15 protein-coding genes are annotated in these 14,778 nt (G+C 66.6%); 7 read left to right on the top strand and 8 right to left on the bottom strand.

Annotated features, from left to right (window positions below; genetic code table 11):
- The first annotated feature begins 34 nt into the window (after nucleotides 1–34).
- On the top strand, nucleotides 35–2,716 hold the full coding sequence (locus Q0982_RS12135) for a TIGR02302 family protein (protein ID WP_299395812.1): 2,682 nt from the start codon (nucleotides 35–37) through the stop codon (nucleotides 2,714–2,716).
- A gap of 116 nt (nucleotides 2,717–2,832) precedes the next feature.
- Here the strand turns inward: Q0982_RS12135 and Q0982_RS12130 are convergent, their stop codons facing one another.
- Together Q0982_RS12130 and Q0982_RS12125 are read right to left on the bottom strand one after the other, a co-directional pair.
- Nucleotides 2,833–3,210, bottom strand: coding sequence for a response regulator (locus Q0982_RS12130; protein WP_299395809.1), 378 nt, complete (start codon nucleotides 3,208–3,210; stop codon nucleotides 2,833–2,835).
- A 209-nt stretch (nucleotides 3,211–3,419) separates the two neighbouring features.
- Nucleotides 3,420–4,076 (bottom strand): DUF3426 domain-containing protein, encoded by a 657-nt coding sequence (locus Q0982_RS12125; RefSeq protein ID WP_299395807.1) that lies wholly within the window; start codon nucleotides 4,074–4,076, stop codon nucleotides 3,420–3,422.
- Nucleotides 4,077–4,180: 104 nt separating this feature from the next.
- Here Q0982_RS12125 and ftsE point away from each other — a divergent pair, with 104 nt between their 5' ends.
- From ftsE to Q0982_RS12095, 6 genes are all read left to right on the top strand, one after another.
- A complete protein-coding gene (gene ftsE, locus Q0982_RS12120) occupies nucleotides 4,181–4,969 on the top strand; it encodes a cell division ATP-binding protein FtsE (protein ID WP_322097013.1) in 789 nt (262 codons plus the stop codon).
- A complete protein-coding gene (locus Q0982_RS12115) occupies nucleotides 4,966–5,859 on the top strand; it encodes an ABC transporter permease (protein ID WP_299395805.1) in 894 nt (297 codons plus the stop codon). Before ftsE ends, Q0982_RS12115 begins: the two co-directional genes overlap by 4 nt.
- Nucleotides 5,859–6,509 carry a YdcF family protein gene (locus tag Q0982_RS12110; protein WP_299395803.1) on the top strand — a complete coding sequence of 217 codons (651 nt, stop codon included), beginning with the start codon at nucleotides 5,859–5,861 and terminating at the stop codon, nucleotides 6,507–6,509. Before Q0982_RS12115 ends, Q0982_RS12110 begins: the two co-directional genes overlap by 1 nt.
- A 24-nt stretch (nucleotides 6,510–6,533) precedes the next feature.
- Nucleotides 6,534–7,283, top strand: coding sequence for a 1-acyl-sn-glycerol-3-phosphate acyltransferase (locus Q0982_RS12105; protein WP_299395800.1), 750 nt, complete (start codon nucleotides 6,534–6,536; stop codon nucleotides 7,281–7,283).
- A gap of 209 nt (nucleotides 7,284–7,492) precedes the next feature.
- Complete coding sequence (locus Q0982_RS12100; RefSeq protein ID WP_299395797.1) at nucleotides 7,493–9,835, top strand: adenosylcobalamin-dependent ribonucleoside-diphosphate reductase; 2,343 nt, start codon at nucleotides 7,493–7,495, stop codon at nucleotides 9,833–9,835.
- Between the two features lie 163 nt (nucleotides 9,836–9,998).
- Nucleotides 9,999–10,463, top strand: coding sequence for a GNAT family N-acetyltransferase (locus Q0982_RS12095; protein ID WP_299395795.1), 465 nt, complete (start codon nucleotides 9,999–10,001; stop codon nucleotides 10,461–10,463).
- A 28-nt stretch (nucleotides 10,464–10,491) separates the two neighbouring features.
- Here the strand turns inward: Q0982_RS12095 and Q0982_RS12090 are convergent, their stop codons facing one another.
- The 6 genes from Q0982_RS12090 to Q0982_RS12065 form a co-directional block, all read right to left on the bottom strand.
- On the bottom strand, nucleotides 10,492–11,088 hold the full coding sequence (locus Q0982_RS12090) for a DoxX family protein (RefSeq protein ID WP_322097012.1): 597 nt from the start codon (nucleotides 11,086–11,088) through the stop codon (nucleotides 10,492–10,494).
- 13 nt (nucleotides 11,089–11,101) lie between these two features.
- Nucleotides 11,102–11,905, bottom strand: coding sequence for a DUF2063 domain-containing protein (locus tag Q0982_RS12085; protein WP_299395792.1), 804 nt, complete (start codon nucleotides 11,903–11,905; stop codon nucleotides 11,102–11,104).
- Nucleotides 11,889–12,788 (bottom strand): DUF692 domain-containing protein, encoded by a 900-nt coding sequence (locus tag Q0982_RS12080; RefSeq protein WP_299395790.1) that lies wholly within the window; start codon nucleotides 12,786–12,788, stop codon nucleotides 11,889–11,891. Before Q0982_RS12080 ends, Q0982_RS12085 begins: the two co-directional genes overlap by 17 nt.
- 153 nt (nucleotides 12,789–12,941) lie before the next feature.
- Complete coding sequence (locus Q0982_RS12075) at nucleotides 12,942–13,271, bottom strand: DUF2282 domain-containing protein (RefSeq protein ID WP_299395789.1); 330 nt, start codon at nucleotides 13,269–13,271, stop codon at nucleotides 12,942–12,944.
- A gap of 110 nt (nucleotides 13,272–13,381) precedes the next feature.
- Nucleotides 13,382–13,924 carry a YHS domain-containing (seleno)protein gene (locus tag Q0982_RS12070; protein WP_299395786.1) on the bottom strand — a complete coding sequence of 181 codons (543 nt, stop codon included), beginning with the start codon at nucleotides 13,922–13,924 and terminating at the stop codon, nucleotides 13,382–13,384.
- A gap of 98 nt (nucleotides 13,925–14,022) precedes the next feature.
- Nucleotides 14,023–14,700: a gamma-glutamylcyclotransferase gene (locus Q0982_RS12065; protein WP_322097011.1), complete on the bottom strand. Its 678-nt coding sequence runs from the start codon at nucleotides 14,698–14,700 to the stop codon at nucleotides 14,023–14,025.
- Nucleotides 14,701–14,778: the final 78 nt, after the last annotated feature.

Raw genomic sequence — 14,778 nt, 5'->3', positions numbered from 1 at the left:
CAGAGAGCTGGGGGACGAAAGGACAGGAGGGACGATGACCTCGAGTTGGCCCAGTAACTCAAGCAGTAACTCCAGCGGTAACTCCAGCAACAACGCCGATGGCGGCACCCGCGGCCCTGCCCCGGGAGGCGAGCCCTCCAAGACCGCCAACCCGAACCAGACCAGCCCGAATCAGAACCGCTGGTCAGCGGGCGTGAGCCGCGCCGAGGAGCGCCGCGCCACCGAGCGCAGCCTCCGGCGCTTCGGCGTCCTGCTGAGCCTGGCGCGCGGCGCTGTCGCCTGGGAAGCGATCTGGCGCGCGGTCTGGCCCGTGCTGGGGATCTGCGGGCTGTTCCTCGCACTGGCCCTTTTCGGAATCCTGCCGGCGCTGCCGGCCTGGCTCCACAGCCTCATCCTGATCGGTTTTGTCGCTGCGCTCGGTTATGCCCTCTGGCGCGCCGTCACGGTGGTGGCGCTGCCCGACGAGGCCGCCGGCAAGCGCCGGCTGGAGCGGGACAGCGAACTCTCCCACCGGCCCCTGACGGCGCTCGACGACCGCATGATGACCGGCCTCAGCGACGTGGAGTCGAAAGCCCTGTGGCGCGCCCATCAGAAGCGCGCCATCAGCCGCCTTACAGGCCTGCGCGTCCTCTTGCCGCGGCCCGGGCTCGCCGGGCTGGACCCCTGGGCCCTGCGCGGCCTTGTGCTGCTGCTGATTTTTGTCGGCTTTGCCAGTTCCGACGGCAACGTCACGACCCGCCTGGCCAGCGCGATGACCCCGCAGTTCCAGGGCGAACCGACGTTGCCGCCCAGTCTGGATGCCTGGATCAACCCGCCGACCTACACGGGCCTGGCCCCGCTCTATCTGGATGCGGAAGGCAGCGGCGGAGAGAGCGGCGAGCGCCTGCGGGTACCGAGCGGCAGTGTGCTGCTGGCCCAGGTCCAGGGCGGCAGCACGGCGCCGAGCCTACAGATCGATGAGAATACCGAAGCCTTCGAGCCCTTTGCGCAGGAAGCCTACCGCCTGGAGCACATTCTGACCGAAGGCTCCAGCCTGGCCATCCGCCAGGGCAGCCGCAGCTTGGCGGAGTGGCCGCTGGAACTGGTTCCCGACACGGCGCCCAGCATCGTCTTCGAGTCGGCGCCGGGCCGCAGCGAGCGTGCCGCCCTGCGCCTCGCCTATCAGGCCGAGGACGACTACGGCGTCGTTGCCGCAAGAGCCGAGATCAAGCGCATCGACAAACCCGAAGAGCCGCCCATCGAAATCGATCTGGTGGTGCCCGGGGCCGCGCCCAAGGCCACCGCCGCGACGACCTACCGCGATCTGACGCCGCACCCCTGGGCCGGATTGGCCGTCGAAATCCAACTGATCGCGCGCGACCATCCGGGCCAGGAGGGGCGCAGCGAAACCCTGCGTACGGTGCTGCCGGAACGCGTCTTCAACCATCCCGTTGCCCGGGCTCTGGTCGAACTGCGCAAGCAGCTCACCCTGAAGCCCGAGTCGCGCCTGCCGATCGTCCAGGCCCTGAGCGCCATTTACGAGCGCCCCGACCATTTCTTCCACGATCTGGTGGTCGCGCTGGCGATCCGCTCCGCCGAGCGCCGCCTGATCTACGATCCGTCAGAGCAGGCCATCACCGAGGTACAGCAGCTCCTCTGGGACACGGCGCTGCGAATCGAGGAAGGCGAACTGGCGATCGCCGAACGCGCCCTGCGCGATGCCCAGCAGGCGCTGATGGACGCCCTGGCGCGCGACGCCGGAGACGACGAGATCCAGCGCCTGATCGACGAGTTGCAGGCCGCGCTCAACAACTTCCTCGACGAACTGGCCGAACAGATGCGCGAGCAGATGGCCCGCGGCGAGCAGCCGGGCGAACAGGAGCTGCCGCCCAACGCGCAGCTGCTCGACCGCCAGGACCTGCAGAGCATGATCGATCAGGCACGCGAGCTGGCGCAGTCGGGCGCCCGCGATGCCGCGCGCGAGCTGCTCTCCCAGCTGCGTGAGATGCTGGAAAACCTGACCGCCAATCCCTATGCAGGCCAGATGAACCAGGACATGCAGGATGCCTCGCGCATGATGGAGAACCTGGAAAACATGATGCGCGAGCAGCGTGATCTGCTGGACCGCAGCTTCGAGCGGTCGCAGCGCGGGCGCCAGCAGCAGGGGCAACAGGGCCAGCAAGGGCAGCAGGGACAACAGGGCCAGCAGGGTCAGCAGGGACAACAAGGCCAGCAGAGCGCCGACCTGACCGATGCCCAGCGCCAGGAAGCCCTGCGCCGCAGTCTGGGCGAACTGATGCGCCAGTTGGGCGACGTCATGGGCGACATTCCGCGCCCGCTGGGCCGGGCCGAGCGCGAGATGCGCGATGCCCGCGACGCCCTCAACAGCGAACAGCCCGGTCAGGCGGTGCCGCCGCAGACCCGCTCGCTGGACCAGCTTCAGCAGGGCATGCAGGCCACCCTGGACCGCTTCATGGAGATGTTCGCCAATCAGCCCGGCGAGACCGGCGAGGGCAGCGTCTCAGGCCGCTTCGGGCCCAACGGCCGCGACCCGCTGGGACGCGACAACAACCGCCCGGCGGGCGAGGCCTTCTCCAACGAGGGCGTGCAGATCCCCGAGGAAATGGAGCTGCAGCGCAGCCGCGAGATCGTCGACGAACTGCGCCGGCGGCGCGGCGAACGCAACCGGCCTGCCGAAGAGCTGGAGTACATCGACCGTCTGCTGAAGCGGTTCTGAGAGACACCGGCAAGGGCGCCGATTACGCCCTCAAGCACAAGAAGACGATGGCGTCGCGAGCGGCCTTTCAGTGTTCCGGCAAGACCAGTACGTGTCTCCGACGGAACCTGAACACTCTAGTGGCAGGTCATCGGCTCGCTGGACAGCGCCGCCTCGGCGGCCTCGCAGATCTCGAGCAGCGTGAAAGGCTTTGTGATCACCTCGCAGATCAGCTCTTCGAGGTTGTGCGCACGCTGGCGTTCCGCCGAATAGCCGGTCATCAGAAGCACCGGCATGCTGGGATAGTCCTTGGCGACCTTGAGGGCCAAACCGATACCGTCGAGGCTGGGCATCACGATGTCGGTGATCAGGAGGTCGAAACTGGAACCGCCGAGCGCCTCGAGGGCCTGCACACCGTCTTCCACCGACGTCACTTTGTGACCGCGGTGGGCGAGTGCGCGACTGACAAAACTCTGAACTGCGGTGTCGTCTTCGGCGACCAGGATATGCGCCATTGTGTAACGGTCTCCAGCGGCCTCTCGTCTCGGGCGGGCGCCCGGACTCTGCGGCTTTTCAGGCGTTTCCATGAGAGGGCCCGGCCGATCACCGCGTCTGCGTGACGCCTCCGGCGCCGGCCATACCCCCGCACGGCCTCTTCGCCAAACTGCCACCGCGTGGTTAAACAAGCCTTAATGGAGCAGGTCCGAGGCGCCGATGAGGCCGGCTATTCCTCGTCCTGAACGAAGGTGATGGTGAGGTTCTGGCCCTCGGCCGGCGGATCGACCGTCTCGGTCGCGAAATCGACCGCTGCACCCGCATCCAATTCGGCCCTGGGCGCTTCGAACTCCCACTCGCGCAGCACCGCGCCTTCTCCGTCGGTCAGGCGGGCGCGCAGCTTGGGCACCGTCTGTTTGCGGTCCGTGATGTTGGTCACCGACCCGCTGAGCAGGATGATGCTGTCGCCGTCGCGCTGGGTGACCCGCGGTTCGCCAACCCGCAGCTCCAGGGTCGGCCCGGGCGCGGTTACCGGAACGCCCAGGGTGGCGTAGAGCGTTTCGAACTGCGGGAACTGGGCGACGATCTGCTCGCGCCCGAACCAGGCGCCGGCAAACAGCGCGACCAGCACCGCCAGGAGAGCGAGCCAACCCAGGCCGGCGCTGTTTCTGGCCTTGGCCTTCGCAGGTGCGGCACGGCGCTTGGGCAGCGGGGGCGGCGGCGGTGGAGGTTCGGCCGGTTCCGGCGCCGCGGCGGGCGGCTCCTCCTCCGGCATCTGGTGCCAGCAGTTGCCGCATTTTCCGCAGCGTACGATTCGCCCGTCATAACCGAGGTGCTCGCGCTCGACGGCAAAGCGGCTTCCACAGGCAGGACAGGTAACAATCATGAACGGCCGGCTACCCCCAACGGCAGGTAATCCGATAACCTTATATGGGCGCGGTATAATCAAAGCAAGGCATGAGCAGGAACCTTTACGGGACTGACTTGCCTATGCCATTTTCGATTCAGGCTTCCGCAAAGGGGAATCCGAGCTTGGTTCGCTTCGAGGACGTCGCGCTGCGCTATGGCACTGGGCCGGAGATCCTGAAGCACATCTCCCTGCAGTTCGACCCTGGATCCTATCACTTTCTGGTCGGCGCCAGCGGCGCCGGCAAGTCGTCGCTGCTGCGCATGATGTACCTGGCCCAGCATCCCAGCGCCGGCCGGGTGACGCTGTTCGGACGCGACGTCACCGAACTGTCGCGCCCCGAAACGGCGCTGCTGCGACGGCGAATCGGAGTCGTCTTCCAGGACTTTCGCCTGCTCGACCATCTGACCGCGCGCGAGAACGTGGCCCTGCCTCTGCAGATCAGCGGCCAGGCCCACGGCCGCAGCGATAAGGACGTGGAGGAACTGTTGACCTGGGTCGGTCTGGCCGACCACATGGACGCCCTGCCGCCGACGCTTTCCGGCGGCCAGCAGCAGCGCGTCGCCATTGCCCGGGCGGTCATCGGCCGGCCCAACCTGCTGCTGGCGGATGAGCCGACCGGCAATCTGGACGACCGCATGGCCGTGCGCCTGCTCTATCTCTTCGAAGAGTTGAACAAGATCGGCACCACCGTGGTCATCGCCACGCATAACGAATCGCTTGTCGACCGCTTCCCCCATCCAGTGACCCGGTTGAGCGTCGGCGCAATCGCCCCCTCCGGAGAGATGGCCAAGACGCCCGCCGCAGGTCCCGGTGCAAACCCGGCCACTGCCAAGTCCGCGGCCGCCGTGGCCGGCCGGGAAAGCCCATGAGGCGGCGGCGCCAGGCAGTCCCGCTGGACCGCGACGCGACCGGGCGCTACCTGCCGCTGCTGGTCGCGATCATGGTCTACCTGGCGGCCCTCGCCCTGGCCGGCGCGATGGTGGCCAGCAAGCTTGCCGACCGCTGGGACAGCGGGCTGAGCGGTGCGCTGACCGTACAGCTTCCCGCCGCCGGGCCCGCCGCGACGGAAGGCGGCGAGGGCGACCCCGTGGCGCAGCAGGTGGTTGCCCTGCTGCGGGACACACCGGGCGTGACCGCGGTGGAGCGACTCGACACCCGGGACATCGCCGCGCTGCTGGAGCCCTGGCTCGGCGACGCGGGCCTGACCGCGGACCTGCCGCTGCCGGGGCTGATTGCGGTAACCGTGGACGCCGATCAGCCGCCTGATCTGAACGCCCTGCGCCGCGCAGTGCTGGCGGTTGCGCCGGGCAGCCTCGTGGACGACCACCAACGCTGGCTGGGCCATCTGCTGGACCTGACCTGGGCCATCGAGGCGATGGCCATCGTGGTGGTTGCGCTGGTCGTCCTGGCCGCCGCCATCATGGTCGCTTTCGTCACACGCATGGGTCTGGCGGCCCATGAGCAGGCCATCGAGGTTCTGCACCTGATCGGGGCGCAGGATTCCTACGTAGCACGCCAGTTTCAGAGCCACGCCCTCAGCCTCGGACTGCGCGGCGGCCTGATCGGCCTGCTCTGCGCGCTCCCGACCCTTTATCTCGGGCGTCACCTGCTGCAGCGAATCGACAGCGGCCTGCTGCCGGAAATGCAGCTTCTGCCGATCGAGTGGTCGCTTCTGGTGCTGTTGCCGGTGGCTTCGGCACTGGTGGCCATGATGACAGCGCGGATTACAGTCTTGCGCACCCTGGCTAGAATGCCCTGATGCGCCTGCGAACGATCAAGAAGGACCGCGCCTCGCCGCTCAGCCGCGGCCTCCGCCGCCTGCGCGGCCTGCTGGTGCTGGCCGTCATCGCCGCCCTGGCCTGGGGCGCCGGCCTGTTGTGGTTCGCGACGCTGCTGCCCACCGCCGTCGCGGACAGCGACAGCCGCACCGATGCCATCGTGGTGCTGACCGGCGGCAGCGACCGGCTGAACATCGCGCTCGACCTGCTGGCCGAGCAGAAGGCCGACAAACTCTTCGTCTCCGGCGTTTACCGCGGCGTCGATGTCCGTCAGCTCCTGGAACTCTTCCAGCAATCGCCGGAGGAGCTTTCCTGCTGCGTCTTCCTGGGCTACGAGGCCGACAACACCCGCGGCAACGCCATCGAAACGGCGGACTGGATCGCAGCGCAGAACGCACGCTCCCTGCGGCTTGTCACCGCCAACTACCACATGCCACGTTCGCTCCTGGAGTTCCGGCGCCGCATGCCGGAGGCCGAGATCGTGCCTCACCCGGTCTTTCCCGAGCCCTTCAAGCACGATGACTGGTGGCTCTGGCCGGGCAGTTCCTCCCTGCTCGTCACCGAGTACAGCAAGTACCTCGTCGCCGTGGTGCGCGGCTGGTTCGACCGCATGGTCGCCGCCCTGCCGTGACTGATCTGCGATGACTGATCTGCCATGACCAAGCTGCGCTCCTTCCTGTTCAACGTCTTCTTCTATCTCTGGACCACCGTCGTCCTGCTTCTCGGGCTGCCGTTGATGCTGGGGCCGCGCAGCGGGCTCTATCACCTGGGCCGCTTCTGGGTGCGCGGCATCATGGCCGCCCTCGCCGTCCTCTGCGACCTGCGCTACGACATCCGCGGCCGGGAGAACCTTCCCCAGGGCGCCTTCCTGGTCGCGTCGAAGCATCAGTCCGCCTGGGACACCTTGATCTACTCGCTGCTGCTCTGGGACCACAGCTTCGTTCTGAAGCAGGAGCTCACCTGGATCCCGGTCTTCGGGCAGTACCTTATCCGGGCCGGCCTGGTGCCGGTCGACCGCGCCGGCGGCAGCAAGGCCCTGCGCAAGATGGTGGCCCAAGCCAAGAGGGTGGCCGCTCAGGGCCGCCCGATCGTTATCTTTCCGGAGGGCACCCGGGTCGCCCCTGGACAGCAGCGGCCCTACCACCCCGGCGTGGCGGCGCTCTACGGGCAGCTCAACATCCCGGTGGTCCCGGTTGCCCTGAACTCCGGGCTGTTCTGGGGGCGCCGCAGCTTCGTCAAGCAGCCGGGCCGGATCACCCTGGAATTCCTGCCCGCCATCGAGCCGGGATTGAACCGCAAGGCCTTCCTGCAACGGCTGGAAGCGGCGGTTGAAGGACGCAGCCGGAAGCTGGCGGAAATCGCAACCCATGGGCGTGCAGAGCGGTCGCTGAAGCAGGCCGGTTAGCTTGTGCGCAAAGCTGTGGACAGCTCCCGGGGCGCCGGCCGTTTTGGCTGATTCTCCGCTTGCCAAGCCCGGCGCAGGCGGCGAATCGGAAGCCGGAGCGCCTGACGAAGCCCGTTGACCGGGTTCTTCGGCGGACCTATCGTCAGCACAGCGTTTCCGCCGAAATATCGCACAAATGCGGGATCTTAGGGCCCGCGAGAGGTTCGCCCATGTCTGAATTCTCGGCCCTGTCGCAAGAGATCTGGGACATGAAATACCGGCTCAAGGCCCCCTCCGGGGAGCCTGTGGACAAAACGCTGGGCGACAGCTGGCGGCGCATCGCGGGGGCCCTGGCCGCCGCCGAATCGGATTCGGCAACCAGAAGTTCTATTGAGACGCGATTCGAAGACGCTCTGCGCGATTTCCGCTTCCTGCCGGCCGGACGCATTCAGGCCGGCGCCGGCAGCGAGCGGAACGTCACCCTTTTCAACTGCTTTGTCATGGGGGTCATCCCCGACGACATGGCGGGGATTTTCGAGCACCTGAAAGAGGCGGCCCTGACCATGCAGCAGGGCGGCGGCATCGGCTACGACTTCTCCACCCTGCGGCCGCGCGGCGCCGTGGTGCACGGCATCGGCGCCGACGCCTCGGGGCCGCTCTCTTTCATGGACGTCTGGGACGCCATGTGCCGCACCATCATGAGCGCCGGGTCGCGCCGCGGCGCCATGATGGCGACCCTGGCCTGCAACCACCCGGACATCGAAGCTTTCGTCGAGGCCAAGCAGGAGCCGGGCCGCCTCTCGATGTTCAACCTCTCGGTGCTGGTCACCGACGCCTTCATGCAGGCGGTGCGCGAAGACCAAGCCTGGCCGCTGACCTTCGACGGCACGGTCTACCGCGTGGTGCAGGCCCGCGATCTCTGGGAGCGCATCATGCGCGCCACCTACGCGGCGGCGGAGCCCGGCGTGATCTTCATCGACCGCATCAACCGGCGCAACAATCTGCACTACTGCGAGACCATCTGTGCCACCAACCCCTGCGGCGAACAGCCCCTGCCGCCCTACGGCGCCTGCCTGCTGGGCTCCATCAATCTCGCAGCCCTGGTGACGCAGCCCTTTGGGGACGATGCCGCCCTCGACATGGCGGCCTTGGAGACACTGGTGCCGACGGCGGTGCGGATGCTCGACAACGCCATCGACGTTTCGCGTTTCCCGCTGGAGACCCAGCGCCAGGAAGCCCAGGCCAAGCGGCGCATCGGCCTGGGGATCACCGGGCTCGCCGACGCACTCATCTGCTGCGGGCTGCGCTACGGCTCTTCCGAAGCCGTCGCGACGACGGAGCGCTGGATGGCCGCCTTCCGCAAGGCCGCCTATCAGGCCTCCATCGACCTGGCCGCCGAGAAAGGCCCCTTCCCGCTGTTCGACCGCGAGGCCTACCTGGCCGGCGAGTCGATCGGCGAACTGGACCAGGATCTGCGGGATGGAGTCGCAAAGCATGGAATCCGCAACGCCCTGGTCACCTCGGTCGCGCCCACCGGCACCATCTCCCTGCTTGCCGACAACATCTCCTCGGGCCTGGAGCCGGTCTTCAGCTTCGCCTACACCCGGCGCATCCTTCAGCCCGACGGCAGCCGGCGCGAGGAGGAAGTGAGCGACCATGCCTATCGTCTCTACCGCCGCCTCAAAGGACCGGACGCCCCGCTGACCGAGGCTTTCGTCGATGCCCAGACCCTAGAACCGGCGGCGCATCTGGTCATGCAGGCCGCGGTGCAGCGCTACATCGACAGCTCGGTCTCCAAGACCATCAACCTGCCCGCCGACATCTCCTTCGAGGCCTTCAAGGACGTCTATACCCAGGCCTACGATCTCGGCTGCAAGGGCTGCACGACCTACCGGCCCAACGAGATCACCGGCGCCGTGCTGACGGTGCAAAGCGAAGAGCGGCAACCGGAACTGCGCGAGGCAAGCCTTGCGGCCACGCCGCCGGCACCGCCGGCCGAAGGCGACGTCGTCTACATGACCGACCCGCTGGCGCGGCCGGCGATGTTGCCCGGCTGCACCTACAAGCTGCGCTGGCCAGAAAGCGACCACGCCATCTACATCACCCTCAACGACATTCTGCAGGAGTCTCCCGGCAAGGCCGGGGGCAGCAAGGAACCGCGGCGGCGGCCTTTCGAGATCTTCATCAACTCCAAGAACATGGAGCACTATGCCTGGACGCTGGCACTGACCCGCATGATCTCTGCGGTGTTCCGGCGCGGCGGCGATGTTTCCTTCGTCGTGGAGGAACTGAAGGCGGTCTTCGACCCGCGCGGTGGCGCCTGGATGGAGGGCCGCTATGTGCCCTCCCTGCTAGCGGCCATCGGCGGTGTGATCGAACAGCACATGGTGGAGATCGGCTTCCTGCAACCCAAGGAGCGCCCGCAGCTCGGCGCGCAGGGCGGCGCCGTCAAGATCGCCGCCACCGCAGGAACGCAGCGCTTCGCCCAGTGTCCGAAGTGTGGCAGCGCCGGGCTGATCCGCCAGGAAGGCTGCGACCTCTGCACGAGCTGCGGCTATTCCAAGTGCAGTTGAGGCCTAAGCGCATTTAAGAGACCGCCGGGACGGTCGGCAGTGATCGGCCGGTTTAGAATGCGGAAAGACTTCTGGTTCACAATCTCCTAAGGTTCCACCTCCTGAGATTTCCCGCGTCAGAGGAGACCGGGAAGATCCGGTGCCCGCAAGGAAGCCTGAAGCTTTGGACAAGCCCGCCGCAGATCCCAAGGTCAAGATCCGCCGCCCGGTCGAGGAAGACTGGCCGCGCATGATGGAAGTGCTGGAAGGCGCCAACTTTCATCACATCGGCGGCCCGGAGATGCCCAGCTTCCCTCTCAGCGACTGTTTCGTGGCGGAACTCGACGGCGTCGTGATCGGCGTCGGCGGCTATCGGATCCTCGATGCGACCACAGCCAAGACCACCTTGCTGGCGGTCGACCCAGCCTATCGCGGCCACAACGTGGGGGCGGCGCTTCAGCAGACACGCCAGGACTATCTGCGCGATCAGGGCATCAAGGAACTCTACACCAACGCCGATGACGAGCGCGTGGTCGCCTGGTACCAGCGCAACTTCGGCTACCAGCCCACCGGAAAGCGCATCCCGAAAGTCGCACCCTTCGGGCGCAGCGACAAGGATGAGTGGATCAACCTGGTGACGAAGCTTTAGGGCGCGCCAGGCCCAACCGGTGCTGCGGCTATTGCAAGTGCATCTGCCCCGCAGCGGCGGGGCCCCTTCCCGCCAACACACGCCCGAACACAGCGTCCAGAGAGAGCGCGCCGGCGCCGCGCACAACGAGATAAACCAAGAGGAAGACCCAGAGCGCCCGTTGGTCGAGGATGGCCGCGCTTGGCAGGCGGTCGAACCAACTGCCGATGGTGGCCGCGTCGACGCCGTGGAAGGCGATATCGACATAGGACTGCACGACGATAAAGCCGATCATGCCGAGAGCGGCAAGCCGCGTGAAGAGCCCCAGCACGATCAGTATCGGAAGGACGAACTCCGCATAGGTGCCGGCGAAGACAATGAGGTCGTAGGGAAAGAAGGGCACCTGGGAGGCATCGTAACCGTAGGCCTCCACCACCGAGGGCAGGATCTGGAAGTAGGCGTTGTCGCCGATGCTGAAAAACCCGAGGACACCCTCTCCTACCTTGGTGGCGGCGGAATGCAGATAGTAGACCGCGAGCACGGCTGCAAAGACCAGGCGCGCAGACAGGCCCAGGAACCAGCCGTCCAGCTTCGCCTCCACCGCACCGAAGATCCGGCCATGAACTGCTGTCAATCGGGTCATCATCTCTCGTTCATCCTTACTGGAGTGTCTGGGTATCAGGGCCCGAAGGCAGGAGCGCGGTCACGGCGCCGATCTCGAAAAGGCCCTGCAGATGGACGGCAAGGTCGAACGCCGGATCGCGCTCGACGGCCCGTTCGGCAGCCGCGCCCAAGGTTGCGCCTTCCATCAGGTCGGCGATGAAGTCGTGGCCGCCTGGCGGGAGCAGGCGGGTTTCCACCTTCAAGGCCGGGCGAATGACCGCAGCTTCCTGGCCGCTCTTCATGTCGATGTCCGTCTCATCAGCCGCCCCTCCGCTCGCAGCCCAGAGCGAGACGACCGGCCAGCGCGAGCGGATGAGATGGAGGGAGGGATGGAGCACGAAGCACAGGCTGCCGAGCTCGGCCGGCGGCACCGCCGAGAGGCAGTCAATCTCCAGGGGGGCGGCGTCGCTGGCGTGGTAAGCGTAGAGTTGCGCCCACTCCAGCCGTGCCATGTCCCCCAGATAAGGCACACCCGCAGCCGGAGGGAAGGTCTCGAGAAAATCCCCGAAGCCCCGGCCATACAGCAGCAGTACGGGCGACCGTGGCGGTTCCTCGGCGATGTAGGCCCTGGCCGTCGCCTTGAAGAAGTCCGCGCCGACCAGCCGAAGGACCACCGGAAAGGCGGCCTCGAGCGCTTCGATGAGGCTGACCGCCACATTGTTGCGGTAGACGTCGAAGCCGCGGGCGGCGGGCCCCTCGGCACCCACCGCAATTGGCGCCGGCACCGGCTGCGCAGCGTCGCGCAGCGCGGCGGAAAACGCCTGCTGCAGCGCAGCCAGCGAGTCAGCCTGCGGCGACATGGGCTCTGCGGCGCTTCGCCAGCGGCGGCACGCGGCCGGAGATCTTGCGGACCTCGAGCAGCTGCTCGGCGGCCCGGGCCTCGGAATAAAGAGTCTCCCAGTCAGGCAGGTCGTTATCCCATTCGATGAGGGTGGGCTTGGCACCGCCGCGGGCAAGGCTGCGGTCGTAAAGCCGCCAGACAGCGTCATCCACCGCCCGGTCGTGGGCATCGATCAGCAGCGTGTTGCCCTGGTCGTCGTCTTCGCGGGCGTGCCCGCCGAGGTGGATTTCGCCGACATGCTCCAGAGGAAAGGAGTCGATGTAGGCCTCGGGGGCCGTACCCTGGTTGGTGGCGGAGACCATGACGTTGTTCACGTCCAGCAGCAGGCCGCAGCCGCTGAGTTTCACCACCGCCTTCAGGAAATCGATCTCGCTCATGGTGCTTTCCCTGAAGGTGACGTAGGTGGAGGGGTTTTCCAGCAGAACGCGGTGACCCACCACATCCTGCATGCGTTCCAGGTGGTCGCTCACCCGCACCACCGTCTCATTGGTGTAGGGCAGCGGCAGCAGATCGTTGAAGTAGATGTCGTTGTGCGTCGACCAGGCGAGGTGTTCGCTCACCAGGCCAGGCTCATAGCGCTCGGCCAGATCCTTGAAGCGTGCCAGATGCGCTTCGTCGAGGGGCGCCGCCCCGCCGATGGACAGCCCGACGCCGTGCAGCGAAAGCGGGTAGTCGCGGCGGATGCGCGTCAGGTAGTGATGCGGCGGCCCGCCGGCGCCCATGTAGTTCTCGGCATGGACCTCGAACCAGCCCAGGTCCGGCCGGCCGTCCAGAACAGCCTCGTAGTGCTGGGCCTTCAGGCCGACACCCGCGCGGGCTGGAATTGTCGAAGAACGCGCCATCACCAGTCACAGCATCTGTCAGGATTAAACAGGTTCAAGGTTGAGAGAAAAGAGGCGAACGCCGGTCCGGTCATCGCTGCTGCTTTGCCCGGACCGGCGCTCCCCTTCAAACCGCCCCGTCCAAGGACGGGCCGGCGGTCCTTGAGGCCGGCGTCAGGCCGGCAGGTCGCGGTCAATAGCCTCCAGCGAGCCCTTGCGGTCACCCGGAAGCTCGAAGTCCGCCGTCGTTTCCTCGACGCCGTACTTCAGGCAGTCCCCGGCCGGAACCAAGGTCCAGGCATTGCCCTGATAGTCCACGGTCGAGGTGCCGGCGCAGGTCGTGCCGGGGCCCGCAGCGCAGTCGTTCTGACCGGCCAGAGAGATCCCATAGCACTTTTCCTTTGCCTGGGCGCTGGCCGGCGTCACCTGCGCGGTTGCCGAAACCGCCAGAGCCACAGCACCGGCGATCATCGCCGCTGATACAACTTTCCCTTTTTCAGCCATAGACTGATGTCTCCTCTTGATGAATGTTCCTCATCCGATCCCCGATCTGCGGAAGCCCCGCTGGCAGAGCTTACAACAGATCCGAAACGCGGTCCGGTGTAAGCCGAAGGCTATCCTTCAATGGGGGCCGGACCCTCGTAGGTTCCGTCATTGTCATTGATGGCCTTCCAGCTCTTGGTTGAAGCGGGAAGGGGTTCCTTCTTCGACCAGATGCCGTCGGCCTTCTCGAGGTTACCGGGAATATCGCCCTCCCAGAACCCGACCACCGTCGGCGTGATGTTCAAATAGAGCTTACCGTCCACAATGCGCCAGAGGTTGGGATTGGCGGGGACCTTGCCGCCCTGGGCCAGACCATAGGCGCAGTGACCGTCGTACTGGGGCGCGTACTTCGCCGGATCGGCAACGAACTTGTCGCGGTTTGCCTCGTTCGCGAAAGCCCAGGTGGCGCCATTGTACTCGGCGGTGATGCCGGCCTTGCCGCGCACCGCCTGGGGCTGCTGGGAGCCGACGGGGTTCTGCTTCAGGTCGAAATAGGCCACCGCGTCATAGCCGCTGATCGCGTAGCCGGTTTCGTCAACGTACTGCTCGCCGGCCTGGGCCGCGCCAACGGTCATCACCGACAGGGCCGATGCCAGTAATAGCTTGCGCATCATGGGGGAGAACCTCGCATCTCCTGTTGAAGGGACAGGCGGGTGCCTGATGGCCTAGAAATATTGACCAACAGCCCCTGCGATCAATTCACGACACTACACTAAGATGTGACGAGCCCCCGATCGGCCGCCCCGGAGTCGGAAGAACCGGAGTCGGAAGAACCGGAGGCGGCGCGCCTTGCCTTGGCTTCCTTCAGCAGGCGCTCGAGGGCGCGGTCGCGCAGGCCCAGGGCCTGAAGGTGGTGCACGGTGTTCTCGAGATACTCCATGCAGGGCCCGCGGGCGCCGTGGCCTTGCAGGATGAGACCCACCATATCGTCGTGGCTGAGCCCGCCGGCGTACTGGCGGTGGGCGCGGTCGACGACGAAGGTAATCGCCGAGACGCTGCCCTGATCGGTCTTGGCGGCCCGCCAGGACGGATGATAGACGCCGGTGATCATCTCCCGCGCGTAGAGGTAGTCCAGCACCTCCTCGCCCTCGCCGGCGGGGACCCGGAACACCAGCCCGCGGCAGGACCCGCCGCGGTCAAGCCCCAGCACCAGCCCCGGGACCTGTGGCGTACCGCGGTAGCGGTGGGAGAAGACGCAGAAGCTACGGTGGAAGCCGTTCAGGCGGGCGATGCGCACCTCGACGTGGGGAAAGCCGGGGTGCCACATGAGCGAGCCGTAGCCGAAAACCCAGAAATCCTGACCATCCGGGAGGTCGAGACGGCGGGCGGCCAGTTCCTCGGGCGTGAGGTTGTCGGGGTCGTCGAACTCCGGCCACCGGCTTTCCGTCATTTTGTGTTCCGATACATCTGCGCAGCGGCTGCTATACCAACAAATCGCAGCCGCCCCCTCAAGCCTGCTCCAGCCTAC

It is taken from the genome of Pelagibius sp., assembly GCF_028281305.1.
Taxonomy (GTDB): Bacteria; Pseudomonadota; Alphaproteobacteria; order Kiloniellales; family Kiloniellaceae; genus Pelagibius.
Note: the sequence above shows the minus strand (reverse complement) of the source record. Positions and strands in the feature narration are given on the sequence as shown.

Excerpts from the sequence above, each read along its gene's own strand:
- Q0982_RS12110 (WP_299395803.1), top strand. The coding sequence starts at position 5,859 with ATGCGCCTGCGAACGATCAAGAAGGACCGCGCCTCGCCGCTCAGCCGC.
- Q0982_RS12090 (WP_322097012.1), bottom strand. The coding sequence starts at position 11,088 with ATGATGACCCGATTGACAGCAGTTCATGGCCGGATCTTCGGTGCGGTG.
- Q0982_RS12115 (WP_299395805.1), top strand. The coding sequence starts at position 4,966 with ATGAGGCGGCGGCGCCAGGCAGTCCCGCTGGACCGCGACGCGACCGGG.
- Q0982_RS12100 (WP_299395797.1), top strand. The coding sequence starts at position 7,493 with ATGTCTGAATTCTCGGCCCTGTCGCAAGAGATCTGGGACATGAAATAC.
- Q0982_RS12085 (WP_299395792.1), bottom strand. The coding sequence starts at position 11,905 with ATGTCGCCGCAGGCTGACTCGCTGGCTGCGCTGCAGCAGGCGTTTTCC.
- Q0982_RS12130 (WP_299395809.1), bottom strand. The coding sequence starts at position 3,210 with ATGGCGCATATCCTGGTCGCCGAAGACGACACCGCAGTTCAGAGTTTT.
- Q0982_RS12135 (WP_299395812.1), top strand. The coding sequence starts at position 35 with ATGACCTCGAGTTGGCCCAGTAACTCAAGCAGTAACTCCAGCGGTAAC.
- Q0982_RS12065 (WP_322097011.1), bottom strand. The coding sequence starts at position 14,700 with ATGACGGAAAGCCGGTGGCCGGAGTTCGACGACCCCGACAACCTCACG.
- Q0982_RS12080 (WP_299395790.1), bottom strand. The coding sequence starts at position 12,788 with ATGGCGCGTTCTTCGACAATTCCAGCCCGCGCGGGTGTCGGCCTGAAG.
- Q0982_RS12070 (WP_299395786.1), bottom strand. The coding sequence starts at position 13,924 with ATGATGCGCAAGCTATTACTGGCATCGGCCCTGTCGGTGATGACCGTT.
- Q0982_RS12125 (WP_299395807.1), bottom strand. The coding sequence starts at position 4,076 with ATGATTGTTACCTGTCCTGCCTGTGGAAGCCGCTTTGCCGTCGAGCGC.
- Q0982_RS12105 (WP_299395800.1), top strand. The coding sequence starts at position 6,534 with ATGACCAAGCTGCGCTCCTTCCTGTTCAACGTCTTCTTCTATCTCTGG.
- ftsE (WP_322097013.1), top strand. The coding sequence starts at position 4,181 with ATGCCATTTTCGATTCAGGCTTCCGCAAAGGGGAATCCGAGCTTGGTT.
- Q0982_RS12075 (WP_299395789.1), bottom strand. The coding sequence starts at position 13,271 with ATGGCTGAAAAAGGGAAAGTTGTATCAGCGGCGATGATCGCCGGTGCT.